The organism is Candidatus Yanofskybacteria bacterium (assembly GCA_003514055.1).
Classification (GTDB): Bacteria; Patescibacteriota; Minisyncoccia; order 2-02-FULL-40-12; family GWA2-44-9; genus UBA12115.
This window is the reverse complement of sequence record DOSG01000002.1, coordinates 10,211-28,420: the sequence shown is the minus strand read 5'-3', so window position 1 is coordinate 28,420 and position 18,210 is coordinate 10,211. Positions and strand designations below refer to the sequence as shown.

Annotated in this window: 29 protein-coding genes; all 29 read right to left on the bottom strand. The window is 41.7% G+C overall.

The window, feature by feature from the left end; all coding sequences use genetic code 11:
* Positions 1-26 precede the first annotated feature (26 nt).
* Complete coding sequence (gene map / locus DEG18_00770; GenBank protein HBX58131.1) at positions 27-779, bottom strand: type I methionyl aminopeptidase; 753 nt, start codon at positions 777-779, stop codon at positions 27-29.
* Positions 770-1,459 (bottom strand): hypothetical protein, encoded by a 690-nt coding sequence (locus DEG18_00765; protein ID HBX58130.1) that lies wholly within the window; start codon positions 1,457-1,459, stop codon positions 770-772. The genes map and DEG18_00765 overlap by 10 nt, the downstream gene beginning before the upstream one ends.
* Before the next feature lie 77 nt (positions 1,460-1,536).
* The gene (locus DEG18_00760) at positions 1,537-2,796 is read right to left on the bottom strand and encodes a preprotein translocase subunit SecY (GenBank protein ID HBX58129.1); all 1,260 of its coding nucleotides are present in this window, start codon (positions 2,794-2,796) and stop codon (positions 1,537-1,539) included.
* Positions 2,797-2,810: 14 nt separating this feature from the next.
* The gene (locus tag DEG18_00755; GenBank protein ID HBX58128.1) at positions 2,811-3,284 is read right to left on the bottom strand and encodes a 50S ribosomal protein L15; all 474 of its coding nucleotides are present in this window, start codon (positions 3,282-3,284) and stop codon (positions 2,811-2,813) included.
* A 16-nt stretch (positions 3,285-3,300) separates the two neighbouring features.
* Positions 3,301-3,897: a 30S ribosomal protein S5 gene (locus DEG18_00750; GenBank protein ID HBX58127.1), complete on the bottom strand. Its 597-nt coding sequence runs from the start codon at positions 3,895-3,897 to the stop codon at positions 3,301-3,303.
* A 5-nt stretch (positions 3,898-3,902) separates the two neighbouring features.
* Entirely contained in the window at positions 3,903-4,253 is a 351-nt protein-coding gene (locus tag DEG18_00745; GenBank protein HBX58126.1) for a 50S ribosomal protein L18, read from the bottom strand.
* 12 nt (positions 4,254-4,265) lie between these two features.
* A complete protein-coding gene (locus DEG18_00740; protein ID HBX58125.1) occupies positions 4,266-4,820 on the bottom strand; it encodes a 50S ribosomal protein L6 in 555 nt (184 codons plus the stop codon).
* A gap of 23 nt (positions 4,821-4,843) precedes the next feature.
* Positions 4,844-5,245, bottom strand: coding sequence for a 30S ribosomal protein S8 (locus DEG18_00735; GenBank protein ID HBX58124.1), 402 nt, complete (start codon positions 5,243-5,245; stop codon positions 4,844-4,846).
* A 23-nt stretch (positions 5,246-5,268) separates the two neighbouring features.
* Positions 5,269-5,454, bottom strand: coding sequence for a type Z 30S ribosomal protein S14 (locus tag DEG18_00730; GenBank protein ID HBX58123.1), 186 nt, complete (start codon positions 5,452-5,454; stop codon positions 5,269-5,271).
* Position 5,455: 1 nt separating this feature from the next.
* Positions 5,456-5,995, bottom strand: coding sequence for a 50S ribosomal protein L5 (locus DEG18_00725; protein ID HBX58122.1), 540 nt, complete (start codon positions 5,993-5,995; stop codon positions 5,456-5,458).
* 53 nt (positions 5,996-6,048) lie between these two features.
* Positions 6,049-6,354, bottom strand: coding sequence for a 50S ribosomal protein L24 (locus DEG18_00720; protein HBX58121.1), 306 nt, complete (start codon positions 6,352-6,354; stop codon positions 6,049-6,051).
* 10 nt (positions 6,355-6,364) lie between these two features.
* Complete coding sequence (locus tag DEG18_00715; GenBank protein HBX58120.1) at positions 6,365-6,730, bottom strand: 50S ribosomal protein L14; 366 nt, start codon at positions 6,728-6,730, stop codon at positions 6,365-6,367.
* Between the two features lie 22 nt (positions 6,731-6,752).
* The gene (rpsQ, locus tag DEG18_00710) at positions 6,753-7,025 is read right to left on the bottom strand and encodes a 30S ribosomal protein S17 (GenBank protein HBX58119.1); all 273 of its coding nucleotides are present in this window, start codon (positions 7,023-7,025) and stop codon (positions 6,753-6,755) included.
* Positions 7,026-7,032: 7 nt separating this feature from the next.
* Positions 7,033-7,221 (bottom strand): 50S ribosomal protein L29, encoded by a 189-nt coding sequence (gene rpmC, locus DEG18_00705; protein HBX58118.1) that lies wholly within the window; start codon positions 7,219-7,221, stop codon positions 7,033-7,035.
* Between the two features lies 1 nt (position 7,222).
* Positions 7,223-7,627, bottom strand: a complete 405-nt coding sequence (locus DEG18_00700) for a 50S ribosomal protein L16 (GenBank protein ID HBX58117.1) — start codon at positions 7,625-7,627, stop codon at positions 7,223-7,225.
* A 4-nt stretch (positions 7,628-7,631) separates the two neighbouring features.
* Complete coding sequence (locus DEG18_00695; protein ID HBX58116.1) at positions 7,632-8,270, bottom strand: 30S ribosomal protein S3; 639 nt, start codon at positions 8,268-8,270, stop codon at positions 7,632-7,634.
* A gap of 23 nt (positions 8,271-8,293) precedes the next feature.
* Positions 8,294-8,809 (bottom strand): 50S ribosomal protein L22, encoded by a 516-nt coding sequence (locus DEG18_00690; protein ID HBX58115.1) that lies wholly within the window; start codon positions 8,807-8,809, stop codon positions 8,294-8,296.
* Between the two features lie 9 nt (positions 8,810-8,818).
* Entirely contained in the window at positions 8,819-9,169 is a 351-nt protein-coding gene (locus tag DEG18_00685; protein HBX58114.1) for a 30S ribosomal protein S19, read from the bottom strand.
* A gap of 19 nt (positions 9,170-9,188) precedes the next feature.
* Positions 9,189-10,013, bottom strand: a complete 825-nt coding sequence (locus DEG18_00680; protein ID HBX58113.1) for a 50S ribosomal protein L2 — start codon at positions 10,011-10,013, stop codon at positions 9,189-9,191.
* A 4-nt stretch (positions 10,014-10,017) separates the two neighbouring features.
* Positions 10,018-10,443, bottom strand: a complete 426-nt coding sequence (locus tag DEG18_00675) for a 50S ribosomal protein L23 (protein ID HBX58112.1) — start codon at positions 10,441-10,443, stop codon at positions 10,018-10,020.
* 2 nt (positions 10,444-10,445) lie between these two features.
* Entirely contained in the window at positions 10,446-11,090 is a 645-nt protein-coding gene (locus DEG18_00670) for a 50S ribosomal protein L4 (protein ID HBX58111.1), read from the bottom strand.
* 1 nt (position 11,091) lies between these two features.
* Positions 11,092-11,709: a 50S ribosomal protein L3 gene (locus DEG18_00665; protein ID HBX58110.1), complete on the bottom strand. Its 618-nt coding sequence runs from the start codon at positions 11,707-11,709 to the stop codon at positions 11,092-11,094.
* Positions 11,710-11,982: 273 nt separating this feature from the next.
* Entirely contained in the window at positions 11,983-12,306 is a 324-nt protein-coding gene (locus DEG18_00660) for a 30S ribosomal protein S10 (protein ID HBX58109.1), read from the bottom strand.
* An 83-nt stretch (positions 12,307-12,389) separates the two neighbouring features.
* On the bottom strand, positions 12,390-13,592 hold the full coding sequence (tuf, locus tag DEG18_00655; protein HBX58108.1) for an elongation factor Tu: 1,203 nt from the start codon (positions 13,590-13,592) through the stop codon (positions 12,390-12,392).
* A gap of 121 nt (positions 13,593-13,713) precedes the next feature.
* Entirely contained in the window at positions 13,714-14,046 is a 333-nt protein-coding gene (locus DEG18_00650; protein ID HBX58107.1) for a hypothetical protein, read from the bottom strand.
* Positions 14,047-14,063: 17 nt separating this feature from the next.
* Complete coding sequence (gene fusA, locus DEG18_00645; GenBank protein ID HBX58106.1) at positions 14,064-16,169, bottom strand: elongation factor G; 2,106 nt, start codon at positions 16,167-16,169, stop codon at positions 14,064-14,066.
* Between the two features lie 66 nt (positions 16,170-16,235).
* Positions 16,236-16,703: a 30S ribosomal protein S7 gene (locus DEG18_00640; GenBank protein ID HBX58105.1), complete on the bottom strand. Its 468-nt coding sequence runs from the start codon at positions 16,701-16,703 to the stop codon at positions 16,236-16,238.
* Positions 16,704-16,715: 12 nt separating this feature from the next.
* Positions 16,716-17,126, bottom strand: a complete 411-nt coding sequence (locus tag DEG18_00635) for a 30S ribosomal protein S12 (protein ID HBX58104.1) — start codon at positions 17,124-17,126, stop codon at positions 16,716-16,718.
* Between the two features lie 90 nt (positions 17,127-17,216).
* The gene (locus tag DEG18_00630) at positions 17,217-17,834 is read right to left on the bottom strand and encodes a site-2 protease family protein (GenBank protein ID HBX58103.1); all 618 of its coding nucleotides are present in this window, start codon (positions 17,832-17,834) and stop codon (positions 17,217-17,219) included.
* Between the last annotated feature and the right edge of the window lie 376 nt (positions 17,835-18,210).

Below are 18,210 nucleotides of genomic sequence, written 5' to 3'. Positions count from 1 at the left end.
GATAATTCCTACATAATTATCTCATATTACGAAGTTATTGTCAATGGCCCCTCTTCGGTTATGGCTACAGTATGCTCAAAATGAGCAGATAGGCTTAAATCCTTGGTTTTATAGGCAAATCCGTCGTCCCCATCGGCTATTTTCCAGCTACCCGTGACCACCATCGGCTCTATGGCGATGACCATCCCCGCCACTAACTTCGGACCCATGCCTGGCTTGCCATAGTTGGGAACCTGAGGATCCTCATGTAATTCTCTGCCGATGCCATGCCCAATTAGGTCACGTACAACATTAAAGCCGCTATCCTCGACGTACTTCTGGATCGCATGGCCAAGATCACCAAGAGTGCTTCCGACTGTGGCTTTAGATATGCCTATCCTTAGAGCTTCTTTCGTGACATTCATCAATCTCTCTTTTATATCTCGATCCTTGCCTCCGGGCATCAATACTGTAGTCGCCGAATCAGTGTGGAATCCATTATGCAGTACGCCCATGTCTATCTTAACTAGATCACCATCCATGATTATTCTGTCTGATGGCACGCCGTGGACTATCTCTTCATTAATAGATACGCACAGGGCACATGGATAACCATCAAATCCCAAGAAAGATGATTTCACTTTATACGAAGAAACCAGGCTCCGTGCAAGTTCTTCTAACTCATAAGTGGCTATCCCCGGCTTTGCGGCCTCTGATAGCTTGCGTAAAATTGCGGATAGAATTTCTCCGCCTTCCTTCATAGTCTTAATTTCTTTTTCAGTCTTTAAATTCATTTTGATAACTCGTATAAAATATCCTGCGTGACCTTATCTATCGATTGCTCACCATTAATCTCAAATACCTTATAGCCAGTTTCTTTTAGATATCCGATAATAGGCTCAGTTCTTCTTAGGAAAACTTTATACCTCTCTCTAATTACTTCCGGATCATCAAGGGAGCGCACAATCAGCCTACTACCATCTTGGGGGCAAACCGCCACATCCTTAAATTCTTCAAAATTCGGTATTGGGTGCTGATTAGCTTCGCAGATTCTCCGGCGGCTGTTTCTCTTAAATGATTCTTCGGGCCCAAGCCTAATGTAAAATATCTTAACTTGATCTTGATTAAATATCTCGTTAAGTAGCGGTATCTCCAGCCTAGCTTCGTCAATTGTACGTGGAGATCCGTCAAATACTATGCCCTCCATCGGGCCGCTATCTACCTCCTCAATTTTATTAAACATTATTTTCACAACCCAAGTGAAAGGGACAAGCTCCCCCGCATCCCACAGTCTCTTAACCTCGGCAGTCTCGGGATCATTTTTTACGAGTTCTTGATTATTTATGATTGGCTCAATCAATCTAGACGTTTGCAAGTGAAAGAGATTGAATTTCTTAGCCAAGATCTCGGCCTGAGTGCCCTTGCCAGATCCAGGAGCACCAATCAATATAACCGCTTTCTTTCTAGGGTGACTTTCCATGCCTGAATAATAACATTTTTTAAATAGCCCACAAATAAAAATACCGCCCCAGCTGGGGCGGTATTTTTATTTAACAATTAGTATTCGTACATCGACAATTGAGCATCTACCTGCTTCATAATTTCCAGCGCCACCGAGACGACAATTAGTATTGACGTTCCGCCAACGGCGAAAGTTGATATACCAGTCGCACCCCTTACAACGTTAGGCAAGACAGCAATTACGCCTAAGAATACGGCTCCAACTAAAGTAACTCTGTTGAGTAGGTGGTTTAAGAACTGAGCAGTCATTGGTCCCGGCCTAATTCCTGGGATATAACCTCCCTGCTTCTGAACATTGTCGGCAATCGATTTTGGATCAAAAGTAACTGCAGTATAAAAGTAAGTGAACAGAACAACGAGTAAGAAATAGGAGATATCATACACGGCTTGATTCTGGACTATGTCTCTCACGAACGTAGCAATTCGAGATACTATAGCTATGTTAGATGCTGAAAGAAAATTAGCCAGCATACCGGGTATCATTAAAATCGATAAGGCGAATATAATTGGAATAACTCCGGCGTTATTAACTCTCATAGGCAAATATGTGGAGACTCCGCCATAGACTCTCATCCCCCTGACTCTACGCGCATAGTTTATGGGGATATTTCTCTGAGCCTCAGATATATAAACAACGCCTACTATAACGAATAGCGCCACAATGACGAAGCCTGCGTACGTAAAGAGATCGCTAGCTGTATACGTGAAAAGGGTCTGACTCAAGCTAGCCGGAAAAGAAGCAACTATACCAGCAAGAATTAGCAGAGACACGCCATTGCCTAGATTCTTCTCAGTTATTAATTCTCCTAACCACATCAAAAATATGCTACCGGCGACAATAGACGCTAGAGCTGAAATCCATCCGACTAAATTGAGCGGATTTATTACGCCCTGACGAATAAATATAGTTAAAAATCCATAGCCCTGAAGTATGGCTAATGGCACAGTCAGCCATCTCGAATATTGATTGAATCTCATCCTGCCAGCTTCGCCATCATATTTATACATTTGCTCGAGAGATGGGAATATCATAGTTAATAGCTGCATGATGATGGAGCCAGTGATATAGGGACCTAGGCCGAGCATACCCAGAGAAAGAGTGGATAAAGATCCGCCCGTGAAAGTACTCAACATTCCAAAAAATTGATTTTGGGAGAAGAATTCTTTTAGTTTTAGAGCGTCAATCGCTGGAATAGGAATATTTGAAACTAATCTGGAGATTACTAGCAAAGCGAAAATATACAGAACCTTATTTCTTAGGTCAGCTTTTTTGAATATTTGGATTAGCTTATTCAAGGTAAGTGATTAAGTTATTTGATTACTCCACCAGATTTCAATATCTTTTCCTGCGCAATTTTAGAAATTTTCAGACCACTGAATACTAGTTTCTTCTTTAGATCCCCACCAGAGAGAATTTTAACTCCATTCTTAACGCTATATATCAAACCAAGCTCTTTTAGAGTCTTTGGCGTAATCTCTTGCCCATCTTTCAAATTATTAAGATCGTAGAGATTAATTGCCGCTGGCTTATCATGTTTGAGCATAAAGAAACGATGCTTCATGTGAGGTCTAGCATTGCCAGGCTTCTTTGAGGCTCCCCTACTTTTAGGGAACAACTGCCAAAGTCGATTGTCGCCACCTCTAAATCCAGGCTTCACGCTGGCTCCAGCTCGGCCTTTTTGTCCTTTAGTCCCATGGCCAGAAGAAAAACCGCGCTTACCTCCTCGGCCAACTCTCTTTTGGCTCTTCCTCTTTGTGTTTGATTTTATATTGCTTAGATCCATATGATTAGCAGGTATTTTATTTCTTAAGCTCTTTAATCCTAATCTTGCCCAAGGCCTGGATAGTTGCCATAGCGATATTAACCTTATTATTCGTCCTCTCGACTAGCTTGCCAGTAAGACTGCTTATTCCTAGAAGCTTAGCAACAACACGAACAGGACCACCGGCCTTTACGCCACCTTTCGATGGCTTCAGAATCACAACGGCGCTATTGTACTTGGCTTCAACTTGGTAAGGGATGGTTCCTCCAACGATTGGAACAGAAACCATAACTTTTTTAGCTTGGTTATACGCCTTCTGCACTGATTGAGCTACGTCTTTGCCTTTAGCCATCCCGACGCCAACCTTTCCATGCATATCGCCTATTACGATAGTTGCTCGGAAGCTAAATCTCTTACCCCCCTTGGTTACTCTAGCAACTCTAGCGATGTCGAGAACTTTCTGCTCATATTCTGGCTTGACGAAATCTTGTCTTGGGCCACGATTGGTTGGCCTGCCACCTCTTCCTGGGCCAGATCTTCTGCCGCCAAAACCACCTGGTCGTTGGCCGGGCCTGCTTGGACTTGGTGCCGTGGGTTGATTACCAGCTACTGGATTGTTGATCTGATTTTCCATATTTATTAAAATTTAATTCCACCCTTCCTTAAGCTTTCAGCTAAAGCCTTAACTCGTCCATGAAATTGAAATCCACCACGATCGAAAACCGCCTCCTTAATACCAGCTGCCACGGCTTTCTTGGCTAAGGCTTCTCCAATTTTCTCAGATTTCTCAGATTTGGAACCTTTTATCTTTTTTACTTCTTGAGTCTTTGCGCTTAATATCGTTTTATTGGCGACGTCATCAATAAATTGGACAACCAAGCCGCGATTGCTCCTGAAAACAGAAATCCTAGGCCTTTCTGCTGTGCCGGATATTTTCGCCCTAACCTTGGCGTGCCTACTAATTCTTTTTTCTGTTTTTGTTCTTTCCATTGTAGTTTAATCTTAGGCTGTTGAAGCTGCCTTTTTGCCAGCTTTCTTTTTAATTACTTCGTCCGAATATCTAATGCCACTCCCCTGGAATGGTTCGGGCTTCCTCTTTGATCTTATCTCGGCGGCAACTTTGCCTATCAATTCGTTATCGATACCGCTAACCTTAATAGAATTCTTCTCAACTTTAAATGCTATGCCTTTAGGCGCAACTATCGTAATCGAATGCGAATAGCCAAGTTCCAGCTCTAGATTGTCCCCCTTAACCGCGGCCTTGTATCCGACACCTTGAAATTCTAACCCCTTCTCAAATCCATCAGTCACACCCTTAATCATATTCTGAGTTAAAGCCCAAGATAGTCCCCAAAGAGCCATTACCTTGCCCTGCAACTTCTTGCTTAGTTTTTGAGGATATATTTTTAGCTCGTTCTTGTCTATGTCAAAATTCAAATAGCCAGAAACGGGCCTACTCAATTCTCCCTTTGGGCCCTTCACGTACATGAAACCATCGTTGATTCTTATATCAACTCCGGCGGGGATATTAATTGTTCTCTTTCCTATTTTAGACATTTTATTATTTAGCTAATTCCCAATTACCATATCTCACAGATTATCTCTCCGCCAAGGCCGCTCTTCCTGGCCTCGATAGAGCTCATGACACCCTTTGAAGTAGATAATATACCAATGCCATACCCAGATCTAACAGGCCTTATCTCCTTAGCGCCCAGATACATTCTTCTAGATGGCTTACTCACTAGCTTAATGTCGCTTATGGCTCCGTGGTTATCCTCATACTTTAAGGTTATATATAAAAAATCATGCTCGCTGTTTTTAATCTTCTTGGCCTTCTTCTCGTAGTCGGTAATAAATTCGGAGTCTTTCAACACCTTGGCAATCGCTAATTTCATTCTCGAGAACGGAATAACCACCTGTTCTTTCTTAACGGCTTGGGCATTCTTTATCACTATTAACATGTCTGAAATTGGGTCTGTCATTTTATATAATTAATTAACAATAATTACCAACTCGATTTCTTTACGCCAGGCAGAAGTCCAGCGCTAGCCAATTCTCTGAAGTGAATTCTGCATAGACCAACTTTACCAATATAGCCAGGCTTCCTTCCGCAGATAAAACACCTTCTCACAATTCTGGTAGAATATTTCGGCTTCTTATTGGATCTGGCTATTGTCGATTTTTTTGGCATTTTATTTTATTGGAAAACCCATAAGTTTTAACAATTTTATACCCATGTCTCGATTCTTTGCAGTCGTAACAACTGTAACCTGGATACTAAATATATCTTTCAAAGTCTCGTAGGTAATTTCCGAAAATATACTTTGTTCTTTGATCCCTAAATTCAAATTACCCATTTTATCAAAATTCTTCTGATCTATTCCTCTGAAATCTTTAGATCTTGGCAAAGCTATGGAGATCAAGCGATCAGCGAAATCGTACATTCTCTTGCCCCTAAGAGTGACCGACAAGCCTATATCCATGCCTTCTCTTATTTTGAAACCAGCGATAGACTTCTTGGCTTTCCTTCGAATCGGCTTCTGCCCGGAAATCAGGGCTAGATCTCTCTCTACCTTATCGACTGCCTTGTCGTCCTTTAATAACTTTCCGATACCCGTATTGATCACGATCTTCTCCATCTTTGGTATACCCATAACATTGGCAACCTTAAACTCCTTCTGCAATGCAGGGGCCACTTCTTTCCTATATTTTTCTATTAATCGTGACGACATATGAATATTTATTGACTCGTTATATTATACAGATTTTTCTAAATTTGGGAAGCCTATACCTCACCTCCACATTTTTTACAGATTCTAGCCTTGCTTCCAGCCTCAATTCTATAACCAATTCTAGTCGGCTTCCCGCAAGACTTACAGATCAAGGCCATACTAGATACGCTAGCAGATCTTTCTTTATGTATTATCTGCCCCTTCTGGCCTTGCTGTCTGGCTCTAACCGACTTCTTGACTAGATTCAAACCTTCGACTATCGCCCTATTGGTATCCGAAAAAACCGATAGGATTTTCCCTTTCTTACCCTTGTCTTTGCCAGATAGCATTATTACGTTGTCGCCTTTCTTTATTTTCATAAATTTATCTTTAAACTACCTCTTGCGCTAAGGATGCTATAGTACCAAAACCCTTTTCTTTTATCTCTCTCGGTATTGGACCGAATATTCTGCCGCCTTTCGGTTCCTTTCCTTCTAATATAACCACGGCGTTGTCATCAAACTTGATATAACTGCCGTCTTTTCTTCTGAATGGTTTTCTTTGTCTGACGACGACTGCCTTTAAGATATCTTTCTTCTTGACTGCTTTCCTTGGTTCAGCAACCTTAACTGAGACTACAACTATATCGCCTAACTGAGCATATCTTTTCTTTGATCCTCCGAGTACCTTAAATACGCCGACCTTCTTAGCTCCAGAGTTATCTGCTACATCAACTATTGATCTTAATTGCAACATATATTTTTATTCTAAATTAATATTACGATTGCTTCTCCTTGCCGGCAGCGATCTTATCTACCACAATCCACTTCTTGTCTTTCGAAATCGGTTTAGTCTCTTTAATTAAAACGTTATCCCCAACATGATATTTATTCTCTTCATCATGAGCCTTAAATCTCTTACTTACTTTATAAAACTTTTTATACTTCGGATGTTTTTTCAATCTTAGTATCTCAATCACAACGGTTTTATCCATCTTGTCAGAAACGACCACGCCCTTTAATATTCTATTTTTTGTTTCTAAGGTAGTCATCTTTATGTTATTTCGACTTGATTTTTAGCTCGGTCAAAATTTTAGCTATCCCCTTCTTGGTCTTACTAATCTTAGATGTATCTTTTAACTTCTTATCGGCAAGATCGAAACTTAATTGCATTAGCTGCGCCTTTAAATTATCCAAATTAGTGGTTAGCTCTTTTATCTCCATTGCTTTATATATATTCTTAGCCATATTATCTTGAAATTATTCTAGTTTTCAGTGGTAACTTGTGGGCTGCTAATTTCAAAGCCTCGCGAGCCTGTACTTCGCCTATGCCATCTATTTCAAAGATGACTCTACCGGCTTCAACAACTGCCACGAAATGATCCAAAGCGCCTCGTCCTCCACCCATACCCAACTCTGGACTTCGAGCTGTTCTCGGCTTTGATGGAAAAACTCTGACCCAAATTTTACCGCCTCTTTGCAAATATCTAGCGATTACCCTTCTCGCTGACTCAAGCTGATTCGCCTTCACCCACTGAGCCTCTTCGGCTTTGAGCCCAAAACTACCAAAGCTAAGAACCGTTCCTCTTGCGGCAACTAAACGATTTTTACCTTTGTGAACTTTGGAATGTTTTACTTTGCTTGGTTGAAACATGGTATTATTTGTCGAAAGTTAAGCCTTTAAATATCCAAACCTTGATACCAATCGCTCCGTATGTCGTTCTGGCTGTATATTTTGCGTAATCTATGTCGGCTCTCAAAGTTTGTAACGGCAGATTGCCCTCCTCTAAGTGCTCTGTTCTAGCAATCTCGGCGCCATCCAATCTTCCACTTAACTGAATTTTGGCACCTTTAGCCTGCTTACTGGCGATTATCTTAGCTAAAGTTTGCTTCATTATTCTTCTGAATGGTAATCTTTTCTCAATCTGATCCGCAATGGATTCGGCCATAATCGCAGCTGAAGACTCAGGATTCTTTATCTCCTGAATCTCGATCCTAACGCCAACCTTCTTTTTTAAAACCTTGCGTATCGCAGTCTTAAGCTCATCTATCCCAGTTCCTCCTCTACCAATCAATAATCCCGGCCTCGAGCTAAAGATAATTATGTTCAGTAAATCTGTACCGCGCTCTATTTCGACGCGATCGACGGACATATTCTTCATCTTCTTCTCAAGAAAAGCTCTAACAGCAACATCGTCCTTCAAGAGTGATATATATTTTCGTTGGCCAAACCAGCGAGACAGCCAGTCTTTTTGTATTCCTATCCTGAATGATGTTGGTGAAATCTTATGACCCATATTATTTATTTGGATTTATAATATTAAACTGCCTTCCTCTGGAATATCTTTTTAACGAAGCCATCTTTCTTAGCCCCGATTTCTTTCTTTATGCTTGGCTTTTTATCTTCAAGCTTGGAGGACGCCTTATCTTCTTTGACCTTAGAAACTTTAGCCTTTTTCGACTCATCATCCTTGGCCACATTCACAGACTTAAGACCGGCGACTCTTTCTGAGAGAACCAACACTACATGACTGGTCTTCTTTTGAATAAGGGCTGCGCGACCAAAACCTTTAGGCTTGAATCTTCTAAGCTTCACTCCCTCGTCAACTCTGAACTCTTTAATAAATAGGTTCTCCTTAACCAATTGAAAATCGTTCTCAGCGCTAGCAATCGCAGACTCGAGTAACTTCTTAACTGGATTGGCTGGCTTTCTGATTAAAAATTCCAATTGATTTATGGCAAACAAAGCATCCTTGCCTCTCAGCAATTGGGTAATAGCCCTAACTTTTCTTGGGGCCATACGCAATCCATTTAATTTTGCTTTTACTTCTGCCATATTATTTTATTATTTTTTCACTGCTTCTGCAGTCGGAGCCGCTTTTGCGGCCTTGGCTGCATCTAACTCTTTCTGCTTTGCTGCGGCTTCTATTTCTCTCTGCATCTTGCCACCATGTCTTGAGAACTTCTTAGTCAAAGAAAACTCACCAAGCTTGTGGCCAACCATGTCTTCTGTAATCAAAACAGGGATATGAATTCGTCCATTATGTACGCCGAAGGTGTAGCCTATCATCTCAGGAACGATCGTACAAGCTCTAGCCCACGTCTTAACAACGGTCTTGTCGCCCGCTTTTAAATTACTGATTTTCTTCAGCAATTTTTGGTCAACGTATGGTCCTTTTTTTAGTGATCGCGACATGATTCTAGATTAATGATAATTATTTGTGCCTTCTTCTAACTATGAACTTGCCCGACTTTTTCTTCTTATTCCTAGTCTTCCTGCCTCCAGTAATCTTACCTTGTCTGGTCTTAGGTCGTCTTGTTCCTCTACCCTGTCTCCCCTCTCCTCCGCCATACGGATGGTCAACCGGATTCATGGCTGTTCCTCTAACCTTGGGTCTCTTGTTCAGCCACCTTGATCGGCCGGCCTTACCGAGGACTATTGAGCTATGCTCTTGGTTCGAGACCTGACCGACAGAAGCATAACATTCTTCAGAAACCATCCTAACCTCAGATGAAGGCATCACTAAGTGGACATGCCCCGCATCGCTGGCTAAAACCGTAGCTCCGCCTCCAGCAGATCTGACGATCTTCCCGCCCTGACCAGGGAATAATTCAACATTATAGACCATCATTCCCTGAGGAATATTTTTCAATTTCATTCTATTGCCCAACTTCAATGGTGCCTTTTCCGAAAATATAATCGGATCACCGGCCTTCATTCCCTCCGGAGCAAGGATATACATCTTTTCGCCATCGGCAAAATGAACTCTGGCGATCCTAGCTGTTCTATTCGGATCATATTCTATTGAAAAAATCTTGCCAGGTATATCAAACTTTTTTTGTTTAAAATCAACGAATCTATAAAGTCTCTTAACGCCGCCGCCGCGATGATAGCTGGTTATAATACCCTGGTTATTCCTGCCGGTAGATTTCACAATCCCACCCTTTAAAGACTTCAAAGGAGCAACCTTGGTTAGATTGTCAAAACTATATCCCGTGGCATGTCTTCTTGATGGTGTTGTAGGATTATAACTTTTCATGTTTTTATGCTTTGGCTTGGTCTATTGAGTAGCCATCTTTCAAAACTACAATGGCCTTTTTGAACCCAGATTTAATGCCAGAATGTCTGCCGACATTCCTAATCTTACTAGGCATATTTATTATCCTTACGTCTTTAACTTTAACATCAAATAATTTCTCAATATTCTTTTTGACTTCTACCTTATTAGTCTTGTCTCCGACTACGAACACATACTGGTTCATCGTCACAAGGTTAGTAGCCTTTTCACTTATATAGAAACTCTTCAATACTCTATAGGCTCCAGGTAGATAATTTAATTTAATCGAGCTAGAGACCGCATCCTCTTTAATTGCCTCTTTCGAACCTTCCTGCGAATCTAAAGTGGCCTCAACTTTTTTTGAATTCTTCTTGCTCTTATCTTCGTCGTTTTTAAAAATATTTAACTTCATATTTATTTAACGGTGGACTTGACCATTTTTTCAATAGAATCCTTGGTCATAATTATGTTCTTAAAAGTAAGAACTTTCAGGGCATTTAAATTCCTAGACTCTATCGTGTCAACATTCTTCAAATTCCCAGAAGCAATAACTAAGTCTCTCCTGTTGGTTCCTGATACCATCAACGTGCTCCCAAGCCTAGCATTCTCGAAATTTTTCGACATATTCTTCAATATCGCCGTAACTTCTCTGGTCTTTGGTACTTCCAGCTTAAGCTCGTCAACTATGAATATCTGACCATCCCTCAACTTGGCCGATAGGGCAACTCTAAAAGCTTTCTGGGCCATCTTTGCGTTGATCTTCTTTGAGTAGTCCTTCTCTTTTCTTGGGCCATGAGTAGCGCCGCCGCCCTTCCAAATTGGAGATCTAATTGATCCATGCCTGGCACGACCAGTGCCTTTCTGCTTCCATGGTTTTTTGCCTCCACCTCTGACCTCGTCTCGGCCCTTGGCATGAGCAATAACTTGTCTCTGGTTAGCCATCTGGGAAACAACAACTTGATGCAATAGATCCTCGCTCATGGCTACACCAAAAAACTCCTTTGGAAGGTCTACCGTACCGATGTTATCTCCTTTTTGGTTATATAATACTGCTTCCATTTTATTTACTCGAAATTATTTCTAACACGCCACCGATATTGCCCGGTAACGCGCCTTTTATACAAATAAGATTATTCTCTTGATCGATATGAACAATCTGAAGACCTCTGGCAGTTGATTTGCCGCCACCCATTCTTCCGGCCATCCTTAAACCTTTAAGCGTGTGCTGAGGAAATCTCTGCCCGATAGAACCGACGTGTCTCTGAACTGATCTGTGGCCATGACTAGCGGGCATACCGTGGAAACCGTGTCTCTTAACGGCACCGGCGAAACCTTTGCCCTTGGCTAATCCGGTAACCTTAACCTTGTCACCAATCTCGAATAATGACGCGTCTATTTTATCACCGACGGCTAAATCTTTATCAGCAAATTTTGAGCCCTTAAATTCCTTCAACAAAGCAAAAGACCCCAAATCTTTAAAGTGCTTCTTCAAAGCCTTGGTATTGTTCTTTTTTGATCCGAAGCCAAGCTGTACAGCTTCGTAGCCATCATTCTCGACGGTCTTTACCTGTACCACAACATTCGGCGTGACCTCCACGACAGTCATGGGTACTACTGCCCCATCTTCTCTAAAAAATTGGGACATACCTAGTTTTTTTCCAATTATGAATTTCATGATCTAGGCTAATAAAATAAAAATCCGTCTTCCGGCGGAAACAGACCCTATTCTTGCGAATGTTGTCTAACAAAAAGAAAATATGATACTTATCTTTTTGCCCGCGGAATAATTAAGATTATAACTGGAATCGGTGCATTTTTAGAAAACCGGACCCTTCGGTAATCTCAGGGTTGGCCGGATAAATTCTACCGATTTTTATTATGACCTTAGTCTCCGGAATATGATACCTCATCATACGCCGAAAGTAAAGTAATAAGTATTAGCTAGTCACGCTTACATCTTGACTTCGATGTCGACTCCAGACGGCAGGTTTAGATTCATCAGCGCGTCGATAATTTTTGGAGTCGGAGTATTGATGTCAATAATCCTCTTGTGAATTCTCATCTCGAATTGCTCTCTGGAATTCTTATCAATGAAGGTCGAGCGATTCACGGTGTATTTGTGAATCTCTGTTGGCAATGGCACGGGACCAATGGGCTTACCACCATATCTTTCGATGGTTTCGATTATTTGTTGAGCCGACTTGTCGATAATCTTATTATCGTAAGCCTTCAACTTGATCCTTATTCTCTGACTTGTTTCTGTTTTCTTTGCCATTGTGATGTGTGTGTCTTTATAAAGAGCGATCCGTCCTCTGCGCCTAGCCCCAGAAGGGCCAGAGCGCAGAGGACGGAATTGCTTTAGGCTATAATCTTAGTTACTGATCCGGCACCCACAGTTTTACCGCCTTCTCTAATGGCAAACTTGAGTTTTTCTTCCATGGCAATCGGAGCAATAAGTTTAACTTTTACATTGGCGGTATCGCCAGGCATAATCATTTCGCTTCCCTCTGGCAAGAATACCTCTCCGGTAACATCAGTTGTTCTAAAGTAAAACTGAGGCTTGTAACCCTTGAAAAATGGGGTATGTCTACCTCCCTCTTCCTTGGTTAAGATGTAAACCTGAGCTTCAAATTCAATATGCGGAGTGATTGATCCAGGTTTGGCCAAGATCTGTCCTCTTTCGACATCTTCTTTCTTAGTTCCTCTTAATAGAATTCCGGCATTATCACCAGCCTCACCTCGATCTAGCTGCTTGTTGAACATCTCAATACCCGTTACAACTGTCTTGGCGGTTGGCTTAATACCCACTATCTCCACTTCATCGTTAAGATTAAGGACTCCTCTTTCAATTCTACCAGTGACAACTGTTCCTCGGCCTTCGATAGAAAAGATGTCTTCGATTGGCATAAGGAATGGCTTCTCAACATCTCTTTTTGGCTCAGGGATAAAGGAATCGAGGGCATTTACCAATTCGATTATCGGCTTGATAGTCGCATCGTCCTTCGATTTCGCCTCTAATGCTTTTAGAGCTGAACCTCTTATGATCGGGGTAGTATCGCCAGGGAACTGATATTTATTTAACAGTTCTCTTATCTCAGCTTCGACTAAATCTAACATTTCCGGATCATCAACTTGATCACACTTGTTCATGAAGACTACTACGGAAGGAACGCCAACCTGGTAGGCCAAAAGAATGTGTTCTCTAGTCTGAGGCATTGGTCCATCAGTAGCGGCCACAACTAAAATTGCACCATCCATCTGAGCGGCACCAGTGATCATGTTCTTAATGTAATCGGCGTGCCCTGGGCAATCAACGTGAGCATAATGTCTTTTTGGAGTCTCGTATTCAGAGTGGTGAGTAGCGATCGTAATACCCCTGGCTCTCTCTTCTGGTGAGTTGTCGATCTGACTTACGTCCTCGACTCGAGCGCTATATCCCTCATCTTTCATGAGGTTTAGAGCATGCAAAATAGACGCCGTTAATGTCGTCTTGCCGTGGTCAACGTGACCGATTGTGCCAACATTTAAGTGTGGCTTTGATCTTTCGAATTTCCCTGCCATTCTTGTTTTGGCTCTTGGCTTATAGCTTATAGGCTGAATTGGGAAGCCTAGAAGTCATAGTCCAGAAGCAGATGATTAGATTAATAAATTAGCAATGTTTATTTTAACCGAGATAAAAATATTAGTCAATAGTTAACAATTTCTCTTCTTTCTGTATTTCCTCTCTTAGAACCTGGATATCTTTGTTAATTCTCTCAAGTATTTCCAGCTCATTCTCCCCGAAAGTCATCTTAGATGCAGCAATTATCTCGTCTACGCCTCTAAAAACCGGCTCTTTTAACGATTCCTGCGGAGGCAAATTCTGATTTATCTTAACGCTTTTTTCATCTTCCTTGGTTAATACTAAATCCTTATAGGTATCATAATTCAAGACGACGTAAGACGGATCTCCATTCTCCATGACTAGAACAGCCGTGGATTTATTCATCAATTTCTTTAATTCATCAATCTTCATATGCTCTACGGTTAAAATTATTTCTTACCATCAATAATCTGGGCAGCTATATTATTGGGAACAACTTCATAGCTTTCGAACTCCATATTAAATGTTCCCCTGCCCTGAGTCAACGATCTTAAAGACGTGGCATAACCAAACATTTCAGAGAGTGGAACCCTGGAGTCAATAACTTTTAAATTCAAAGGGCTCCTATCGGCTATTCCCAATATTTGGCCGCGCCTTGAAGATAAGTCTCCGGTAGTTTCTCCAAGAGACTCCTCTGGGGTAATAATCTCAACTTTCATAATTGGCTCTAATATCACGGGCTTAGCTCTCTTAGACGCTTCCTGCAAAGCCATGGATCCAGCAATTTTGAAAGCCATTTCGGAAGAGTCAACTTCATGATAGGAACCATCGTACAGCGTGACTTTCATATCCACCATCTGGAACCCACCAAGCACACCCTTCTCCAGAGCTTCTTTGACTCCCTTTTCGGTTGGCGTTATAAATTCCTGAGGGACTGATCCGCCCTTGATGGCATCTACGAACTCAAACCCCTTGCCCCTTTCCTGAGGCTCAACTCTTAGCCAAACATGGCCATATTGACCACGACCTCCAGATTGACGAATATATTTACCTTCGGCTTGAGCCTTGTCAGAAATAGTTTCTTTATAAGCTACCTGAGGTCGGCCGACATTCGCGCCTACGCCAAACTCTCTTTTCATTCTATCTACTATAATTTCCAAATGAAGTTCGCCCATACCAGAAATAATCGTTTCTCCGGTCTCCTCGTCGCCCTTGATTCTGAAAGTTGGATCTTCGTCTGACAATTTCTTCAAAGCGATACCCATCTTTTCTTGGTCAGCTTTTGTTTTAGGTTCTATACGTAAAGATATGACTGGCTCAGGAAAGACTATCTTCTCGAGTACTACTGGATTTTCTGGATCGCAAAGAGTGTCACCGGTTCTGGTGGCTTTCATACCTACAGTAGCGGCGATACCTCCAGCATATATTTCTTTTATGTCTTCCCTCTGATTAGCATGAATTTGAAGCAATCTGCCTATTCTCTCCTGAACTCCAGATGTAGTATTCAGAACATATGAACCAGAAGTTAATACTCCAGAATACACACGGAAGAAAGTAAGTTGACCCACGTAAGGATCGGTAGCAACTTTAAATGCCAAAGCCGTAAATGGCTTATCGTCTTTTGGATCAATGATCATTTCCTCGCCAGTCCCCTGCTTAACGGCTTTAACCGGCGGTCGTTCCATAGGTGACGGCAGATACCATGCTACAGCATCGAGCATTAACTGAGTCCCTTTGTTCTTGAGGGCAGATCCGCATAAAACCGGATAGACCACGCCAGCGATAGTAGCCTTTCTCAATATTCTTCTGAGGGTATCCACGTCAAATTCTTTCCCATCAAGATAATCAGACATTGCCTGATCGTCAGTCTCAACGATCTTCTCAATCATAAACGCTCTTTCCTTCTTCGCCTCCTCTAACATCTCGGCGGGAATCTCTTCTTCAATAACTTTTTCGCCAAGAGAACCCTCGAAGCGATAAGCTTTCATTTTTATTAAATCAACGACCATCGTAAACTCATCCTCGACGCCATTAGGAATCTGGATTTTGATCGCTTTCGGCGATAATCTGCCCAATATGGATTGATAGGACCTCTCGTAAGAAGCGCCCAATCTATCGAGTTTATTTATAAAACAAAGCCTTGGTACGTTATAGTCATCTGCGTAACGCCAATTTGTTTCCGACTGAGGCTCAACTCCGGCGACGCCATCGAATATAACCACGGCTCCATCTAAAACCCTGAGAGACCTCTTTACCTCAACGGTGAAGTCGATATGCCCAGGAGTATCAATTAGATTTATCTTGATCTTTTGCTCTGGATTGCCAATTAGCTCAACTGGAGTCCAGAAACAAGTAGTCGCGGCGGCAGTTATGGTTATACCTCTTTCTCTTTCTTGCTCCATCCAATCCATAGTTGCCTCGCCCTCGTGCACTTCACCAATTTTATGAGATATCCCCGTATAGAATAAGACACGCTCGGAGACAGTTGTCTTTCCAGCATCAATGTGAGCAATAATTCCGATATTCCTTGTTTTTTCTATAGGGTAGTCGCGCATTTGTTTTCTTGTTTTTTAAGTTTAATAAAAGATTCCCCACGCAAGCGCGGCGAATCTTTTATTTTTTTACCAAGCGAAATGTGCAAAGGCCTTGTTAGCATCAGCCATGCGATGAGTATCGTTCTTCTTTTTAACTGCGCCCCCAGCATTATTATAAGCATTTACCAGCTCTTCGGATAGTTTCTCTCTGGCTGGCTTACCCTTGCCAGACCTAGCCGCATCGACAACCCAGCGCATAGCTAGGGCTATTCTTCTCTCTGGTTTAACTTCGATAGGTACTTGATAATTAGCTCCGCCAACTCTTCTTGATTTAAGCTCCATAGTCGGTCCAGCGTTTTGAAGAGCTTGATCCAAAACCTCGAGAGCCGGCTTGCCGACTTTCTTCTCTATAATAGTTAGAGCATCGTATACGATTTTGGAAGCCGTAGACTTTTTGCCGTCCCTCATCATTCTATTAATCAAAGAAGCTACGAGCACGCTCGAATATTTTATATCTGGCTCTATCTCTAATTTCTTTTTTATTGGTCTGCGCATTTAAAATGTAGATTATTTTGCCTTTTTAACTCCATACTTAGATCTCTCCTGCTTTCTACCCTCAACGCCAGCGGCATCCAAGACGCCCCTAACGATGTGATATCTGACTCCTGGCAAATCTTTTACTCTTCCGCCTCTTAGCATAACAACCGAGTGCTCTTGAAGATTGTGTCCTACTCCTGGGATATACGCGGTTACTTCCATGCCATTTGTTAGTCTAACTCTAGCGATTTTTCTGAGAGCCGAGTTCGGTTTCTTAGGCGTAGTTGTCTTAACAACTGTGCAAACCCCTCTTTTGAATGGAGCTGGGTAGTAAACTGGCTTGTTCAAAACAGAGTTCATGCCATAAATAAAAGCTGGGGCCTTGGTCTTGGCCTTAACGCTTTTTCTGGGTTTTTTGAGTAGTTGCCTAAATGTAGGCATAGTTAAAAAATTATAAAGCTTTAAAAATGACCGGTAAAGGTCTAACCAATTCTATCAGAATTAATCCTCTCATGTCAAATCTACCCAAAACTAGATTCCTGTGATAACTCGAAATAGAAAAGATATTAGATACGATAGCCATGGCAGAACGAACATGATGAACGCCACAAATAAGATAATGTTATATCTATATAGAAAAAGTTTAAAGGCATTGAATCTGTCTGGCAGGAAGGCCATCAGCAGCCAATGCCCATCCAGCGGAGGGATCGGCATTAAATTAAAGATGGCCAGGGCTAGATTAATCCATATTATGAATACAAACAATTCCTGAATGACCGAGGAATAAATCAAGAAAGGCATAAACCTCATAACAAGTCCAAACAATAAGGCCAAAACTATATTGGAAATTGGGCCAGCGAAAGCGACCTTAGCTGGTCCAAGTTTCTTGTCTCTTAGCAATAACGGATTATAAGGAACCGGCTTAGCATATCCAAAAACTAAATGCGGAGGCACTATATATAACAGTAGCGGAAGAATAATCGATCCAAAAATATCTAAATGCCTTATTGGGTTAAGAGTTAATCGCCCCATTCGCTTGGCCGTGGGATCGCCTAAAGAGTTGGCCATTAGGCCATGGCTGAGTTCGTGTATTACGACAGAATATAGCACAATCACTATTTTAACAGCCAAAATCAATAAATCATTCATGGTATTGAAAAATTACCAGTTTTATTGTACGATGTAAACTGCTTAATTTAATCTAAGACATGAAAACGAGGCTAGAACTCCAGAAACAGTTCGCACCCAGTTCATGATTCGGCAAATCAAAAATGGCTAAAAAATGTCCAAAATGCGGGAAAGGCAAGGTAATGGTCACGAAGCGTGTCCTATTAAGAGGTAACTACAACCCCACCAGTAAGTCTCCTCGCTATCCAAATTTACAATGGGCCACGATTGACGGCAAAAGATTCAGAATGTGCACCGATTGCATCAAGACCCTGAACAAGGCCAGATAACCACATCATCTCAATGGTAGAGAAAATACGACCCGACATCATGTCGGAGTCCGCACCTAAAGATCAAA